At 73.0% G+C, this 6520-nt stretch carries 5 protein-coding genes; 2 read left to right on the top strand and 3 right to left on the bottom strand.

All coding sequences use genetic code 11. From position 1 onward, the window contains the following. The coding region (locus tag ABT367_RS40120) for a glycosyltransferase family 4 protein (RefSeq protein WP_352258762.1) at positions 1–1208 on the bottom strand (1208 nt) is incomplete at its 3' end. 220 nt (positions 1209–1428) lie between these two features. On the opposite strand from ABT367_RS40120, the gene ABT367_RS40115 reads away from it, so the two are divergent. Both ABT367_RS40115 and ABT367_RS40110 read left to right on the top strand, forming a co-directional pair. Then, positions 1429–2085, top strand: a complete 657-nt coding sequence (locus ABT367_RS40115) for a TetR family transcriptional regulator (RefSeq protein WP_352258760.1) — start codon at positions 1429–1431, stop codon at positions 2083–2085. A gap of 336 nt (positions 2086–2421) precedes the next feature. Beyond that, entirely contained in the window at positions 2422–3030 is a 609-nt protein-coding gene (locus tag ABT367_RS40110) for a response regulator transcription factor (RefSeq protein WP_352258759.1), read from the top strand. On the opposite strand, the gene ABT367_RS40105 is transcribed toward ABT367_RS40110, so the two are convergent. Continuing rightward, positions 3007–5049, bottom strand: coding sequence for an ATP-binding cassette domain-containing protein (locus ABT367_RS40105; protein WP_352258757.1), 2043 nt, complete (start codon positions 5047–5049; stop codon positions 3007–3009). The genes ABT367_RS40110 and ABT367_RS40105 overlap by 24 nt on opposite strands. A 136-nt stretch (positions 5050–5185) precedes the next feature. Further along, a partial coding sequence (locus tag ABT367_RS40100; RefSeq protein ID WP_352258755.1) for an ABC transporter ATP-binding protein occupies positions 5186–6520 on the bottom strand: 1335 nt, incomplete at its 5' end.

Raw genomic sequence — 6520 nt, 5'->3', positions numbered from 1 at the left:
CCGGCGTCCCCGGTGGGCACGGCGAGGCAGGTCTCGCCGTCGCGCCCGGCGACCTCGGGAATCGCGCCACCCGTGGTGGCGAGCAGCGGCGTGGCCGTGGCCATGGCCTCGGCGGCCGGCAGCGAGAACCCCTCGTACAGGGAAGGCACGCAGGCGACCTGGGCCGACCGCACGAGGTCGACGAGCTCCTGGTCGGAGATGCCCTTGACGAACTCGACCGCGTCCTCGAGCCCGTATCGGGCGATCGCCTTGGCGACAGGCCCGTGCTCGGGCCGTTTGCCGACGACGACAAGATGCGCTTGCGGTGTCTCGGTCCGCACCTTGGCCAGCGCCTCGACCAGGTACACGAGCCCCTTGAGCGGGACGTCCGCGCTGGACGTCGTCACGATCCGCCCGGGCACCTCGGGCACCCTCGGATCGGGCGAGAAGAGCTCTGTGTCGGCGCCGATGTGCACCACGTGGATACGGTCGCCGCGCACCCCGAGATGCTCGACGATCTCGTCGCGCGAGGTCCCGGAGACGGTCAGCACCGACGGCAGCCGCCGCGCGACGCGCTTCTGCATCCGTGTGAAGCCGTACCAGCGGCGCTTGCCGGCCCGCTCGCGCCAGCCCTCGGCGGCGTCGAGCTCCAGCTGCCGGTCGACGGTGATCGGGTGGTGGATCGTCGTGACGAGCGGGGCGCCGATCGCGCCCGGGCCGCCGAGCAGGCCGTATCCGAGCGTCTGGTTGTCGTGGATGACGTCGAAGTCCCCGCGCCGCGCGGCGAGATGGCGCCGGGCCCGCAGCGAGAACGTGAGCGGTTCGGGGAAGCCGCCGGTGAACATCGTGCCGACCTCCACGACGTCGATCCAGTCGCGGTACTCGTCGCGCTTCGGCCTGCGGAAGGGGTCGGGCGAGCGGTAGAGGTCGAGGGAGGCCAGCTCGGTCAGCGATACGCGGCCGGTGCCGCCGTCGACCTCGTCGAGCACGGGATACGGCTGCGCTCCGATGACCTCGACGTCATGGCCGAGCCGGGCGAGCTCGCGCGACAGATGGCGGACGTAAACGCCCTGGCCGCCGCAGAACGGGTTCCCTTTGTACGTGAGGAGCGCGATCCTCAGCGGCCGCTCGCCGCCGTCCGCGCGCTCACCGGCCGGTGGCCGGCCGCCGACGGTACGTATGGCCGCATCAGGGCCCGCGGGACCCGCCTCCATGGCCTCAGCGGTCACTCACGGCCCCCTTCTGACTGCATTGCCCGCGAGATTACGCCGGGACGCTAACCTAGAACAAGTTTCAGACTTGATCGCTTGAAGAGCATCGAATTTACCGGCAGGTAAGCAGACCGGAAGGCCTGGATCAGGTGATTCGCGCCACGACCGAGCCCCTGCCATGCTGTGGCCCCCTCGGGGCTCCCCCACCCAGCCGGATATGGAACGCGGAACGGGACACATGACAGCGGAAGCCAAGGAATCGGATCCGGCGACTCCAGCTCTGACAGAGCGTCAGGAAGCGCGCCGTCGCCGCATTCTGCACGCGAGCGCGCAGCTGGCCAGCCGGGGTGGTTTCGACGCCGTGCAGATGCGCGAGGTCGCCGAGTCCTCACAGGTGGCCCTCGGCACGCTCTACCGCTACTTCCCGTCCAAGGTGCACCTGCTCGTCGCGACCATGCAGGACCAGCTCCAGCACATGCACGGCACGATCCGCAAGCGCCCGCCGGCCGGTGACACGGCGGCCGACCGCGTCGCGGAGACCCTGATGCGCGCGTTCCGCGCGATGCAGCGCGAGCCTCATCTGGCCGACGCGATGGTCCGCGCCCTGACCTTCGCGGACCGGTCGGTGAGCCCTGAGGTGGACACCGTCTCCCGTCTGACGACGGCGATCATCCTGGACGCGATGGGCCTCGACGACCCCACCCCGCAGCAGCTCTCGGCGGTCCGGGTCATCGAGCACACCTGGCACTCGGCCCTCATCACCTGGCTCTCGGGCCGGGCCTCGATCGCCCAGGTCAAGATCGACATCGAGACGGTCTGCAAGCTGATCGATCTGACGATGGACGAGGAGCCGGCGGGTCCGGTCAAGGCGGGCAAGGCGCGACGGGGACTCTGAGCCGCACGTTCGGTGCCGCTCCTCCACACCTTCGCCGATCACCTGCGCAAAGCACGCCCGGCTGCCATGGAGTGACGGACGCATGGACATCCGGCGACCGTTCCGCGATGCGCATGCGCCGGTCGCACGGCAGGTCGCACGAACCTGCGTGTGCGCCCCCGTGCTCCCGCTTGGCCGGTTCTCCGCCCCCGCACCGGGGATCGCGCCGGTTCAATGGTTTGCGCGCTGAGAGCCTGCGAGCAAACCCCCGCCGTTCGCCCGAAGCCGTGCAGGCGGGGATTGCTCGCAGGCTCTGCAGGAAGCAACCGGTGTGCGGGGAGCTGGAGGGGCGACAACGTGATCCGGGTACTTCTGGTGCACGACACCTGTCTGCTGCGGTCGGCGCTCGCCGAACACCTCGACCGCGAAACCGACTTGGAGGTGGTCCATACGGCGTGGCCGGGCGCCGCGGCGCGGGCGCGTACCGCGCGGCCCGACGTGTGCGTGGCGGATCTCGACTGCTCGGACTCGTACGGGATCGCGCCGCTGGCCGATCTGTGCGAGCAGGCCGGCAGACCTGCGACCTGCCGGCTCCTGGTGCTCGCGAGTGCTGAGCGCCCTGGTCTGCTGCGCCGTGCGGCCGAGGCGCAGGCGGCCGGCTATGTGGACAAGGCGAGCACGCCCGACCAACTGGTCAGGGCGATCCGCGAGGTCACCGCGGGGAAACGGTTCGTCGACGAGACGTTGGGCTTCGGCTTTCTCAAGGCCGCGGAAATGCCGCTGACGCAGCGGGAGTTGAGCGTGCTTTCGCTTGCGGCGCGCGGGGCTTCGATCGCGGAGATCGCCCTGAGTCTGCATCTGTCCCGTGGGACGGTCCGCAATTACATGGCGGCGATCACTCGGAAGACGGGGGCCCGCAACCGGGTCGACGCGATCCGGATCTCACAGGGGGAGGGCTGGGTCTGAGCGGCCGCCGCTGCCGTCCGGGCGGCGGAGGCGGCCGCTGCCGTCCGGGCGGGTCAACTCGGCTTCGGTGCCGTCGAGTTCGAGGACGAGGTCCGCTCGTGCGGTCGCACCCGCTCGGTGGGCTACGACCACGAGGGTGGTGTCCGGGCGCCGGCGGAAGGCGCGCTCGGCGCGGAGTTCGGCGGCCGGGTCGAGCTCGCCGGCCGCCTCGTCGAGGAGGATCAGGCGACCGGGGGCCAGATACGCGCGGACCAGAGCGAGCAGCTGGCGCTCGCCCGCGGAGAGGGCCGCCGGATCGGCCTTCGCGTCCAACCCGCCCATGCGGTCGATGAGTTCGGCCGCGCCGATCCGCTCGATGGCGGCCATGGTCTCCGCGTCGCCGGGCGGCCGCGGGCACAGATAGATGAGGTTCTCCCGTACGGTCCCGGAGAAGACATACGCCTCCTGGGGCACGAGCACCCGGTCGGAGACGGCCCGCACCTCTCCCCCGCCGGGAGCGAGCAGTCCCGCGATCAGGGCCGTGAGCGTGGACTTGCCGCTGCCGCTCGGTCCCGTGATCGCGAGGTGCGTGCCGGCGGGGACATCGAGGTCGAGCCCGTTCAGGACGGGCTCGGCGTGCGGCCCGTACGCGAAGGTGACCTGGCTCAGGCTGACGGCATACGGGTCCGGGGGCGCCGCGACCCGTACCGGCTGCGCTCCGGCGGGCTCGGCGAGCAGGCGGCGCAGGACGACGAAGAGCCGGGAGCCGGTGGTGCCGAGGCCTTCCATCAGGCTCTGCAGAGCCGGCAGGAGGGACTGGGTGAGGTAGACGAGGGCGCCGGCCAGGGCGCCCGGGGTCACGCCCTGCCGGAGCAGCCAGGGTGCGGTGACCAGGAGCAGCAGGACGGGCAGCCGTCCGCCGACGGAGACCGAGAGCACCCGGACCCCGGCCCAGCGGGCCACGGACTCGGCGGCCGCGCGCTCGGCGTCCACGGGGACGGCGGCCGCGGCGGCGACCCGGCGCTCGGCGCCGGCCGCGCGGATGTCCCGCAACCCGCCCACCGCGCGGCCGAGTTCACCGGCCACGGCTTCGTCCGCGGCGAGAAACCGTTCCTGGCGGTGGGCCAGGGGGCGCAGGGTCGCGGCGAACAGGACGAGCCCGGCAAGCAGTGGGGGCGCCACGACGAGGAGCAGCTGCGGCGCGAGGACGAACAGGCCGACGAGCGCGCCGATCGCGGTGAACACGAAGGACCGCAGCACGAGGATCAGGCCGGCGAGGGTGTCCCTGGCGATCTCGACCTGATGGGTGAGCCGGGAGACGGCGGCGTCGTCGGGGTCGTCGAGGGCGCGCCGTACGACCCGGCGCACGAGCGCGTCACGGGCGGGCTCGACCAGGGCGGCAACGCACCGGTACACCCGCCCGGTCCCGTACGCGGCGACCCCCACGGCCCCGGCGGCCACCGCGAGCCAGCCGAGTCCGGTCCCGTTGGCCCTCGCGAGAAACCCGTCGTCCAGCGCTCGCGCCAGCGCGTACCCGAGCAGCCATGTCTGCCCGGCTTCGAGCAGTGACCAGAGGGTGAGGAGGGCGAGGTCGCGGGGGTGGGCGGCGAGGTAACGGGTTGCTGAGCGGGTGAGGCTGGAGGAGGTTCGGGGGGAGCGTCGGGGGGTGGCGGTGCGGCTGGTGTGGGGTGGCTCGGTGGAGGGTTCAGGCTTGGGCTTGGGCTTGGTGGGCTTGGGCTCGGAGAGGGCGAGGGCTGAGGGCTCAGGATCGGTGGACTCAGGCTCGGGCTCGGAGGAGGCGAGGGCTAAGGAGTCGCGGGCGGGAGGCTCGGGCTCGGTGGGCTCGGAGAGGGCGAGGGCTGAGGGCTCGGGCTCGGTGGGCTCGGAGAGGGCGAGGGCTGAGGGCTCGGGCTCGGTGGGCTCGGCAACAGCGCGCCTCGCGGTCGGTAGCTGCCCGGCAGGGGCCTCCCTCAACGGGACGGCTGTCTCGTTCGCGCCACCCGCGAACGCGCCCTTGCCGTCGGCCTGTCCGCTCTCCACCGACGCCCCCGCATCCTCCGCCGCCCCTCGGCCCGCCACCTTCGCCGCCCCGCCACGAGCCCGCCGCTCCTCCCCCGGCGCGCCCTCGCCCGGTGCCTCGGCCGTCTCCGCCCGCGACCTTCGAACCCCCCACCGCCTACTCCCCACCCCCGAACACCTCCCGGTACGCCGGATCCCTCCATAGCTCGGCATGCGGACCCACCGCCCTCACCCGGCCCTCCTCCAGCCACACGACCCGGTCCGCGCGGGCGGCCGTTTCCGGGCGGTGGGCCACCACCAGGCGGGCGTGGGACGGGGACGGCCGGAAGAGGACGTCCGAGACGCGGGCCGTCGTGGCCGAGTCGAGACCGGAGAGCGCGTCGTCGAGGATGAGGAGGCGGCCGGGGTGGGTGAACGCGCGGGCCAGGCCCAGGCGTTGGCGCTCGCCGCCGGAGAGCGGGGCCGAAGGACAGGGCGTGGCGTAGCCCGCGGGCAGCCGGCGCACGAAGGCGTGCGCACAGGCTTCGCGCGCGGCCTGCACGACCCGGGCCTCACCGGGATCGCGCACCCCGAGCGCGATCGTGTCGTGCACGGTGGCCCCGACCAGTTCGGGGCGGGCGAACGCCTGCGTGACCGCCGTACGCAGGGCGGTGTGGGTGAGCTCGGACAGGGGGACGCCGTCGAGCAGCACACTCCCCGCGGACGGATCCTCGAGGCGTCCGGCGAGCGCGGCGAGCGAAGATTTGCCGCTGCCGGAGCGCCCCACGACGGCGGTGACCGAGCCACCGGGCAGGCGGAGCACGGGCACGTTCAGGACAGTGCGGCCGCCATGCCGTGCGACCGCATCCCTGAACTCCAACTGCCCTGTACCAGACGGGAGTTGTGAAGATCCATACTGCAGGGCCGGCAGATCGAGTACCTCCTGGAGCCGGCCCGCCGCCCGCCGGGCCCGCACCAGCGCGTTCAACTGCCCCACGAACGCCCCGATCCCGGTCGCGAGCACCGCATAGCGCCACGCCGCGAACAGCCCGCCCACGCTCAGCTCGCCGGCCGCGACCCGGAGCCCCGCGACGGCGAGCACACTGAGCTGGAGCAGCGGAAGCAGCGTCGCGGCCTGCGCGGTGGAGCGCCCCTGGACGCGCCACATCCGCAGCCCTTGGCGGCGCAGCTCGGGCAACGGCGCGAGGATACGGGCGGCTTCACGGTCCCGGGTGTCCGCGGCGGCCACGGTACGGGCTCCCCGTACCGCCTCGACGAGCCGTCCGGCGATCAGCCCTTGCGCGGCCAGATACCGCTCGCTGCTGTCGCCGGAGGCCCGTACGAACAGCCGCAGCAGCAGGGCGAGCAGTGGCATCCCGACAGCGAACGCCACCGCGGTGGTCCAGTCGGTGAGCACGAGCGCGACGAGCGCGCCGGCCGGCAGCAGCGCCCCCGCGGCGAGCGCGACCGCGGTGGCGGGTGCGGCGCCGGCCTGCGCGGCGTTGCCGACGAG

The organism is Streptomyces mesophilus (assembly GCF_040300965.1).
Lineage (GTDB): Bacteria > Actinomycetota > Actinomycetes > Streptomycetales > Streptomycetaceae > Streptomyces > Streptomyces mesophilus_A.
Note: the sequence above shows the minus strand (reverse complement) of the source record. Positions and strands in the feature narration are given on the sequence as shown.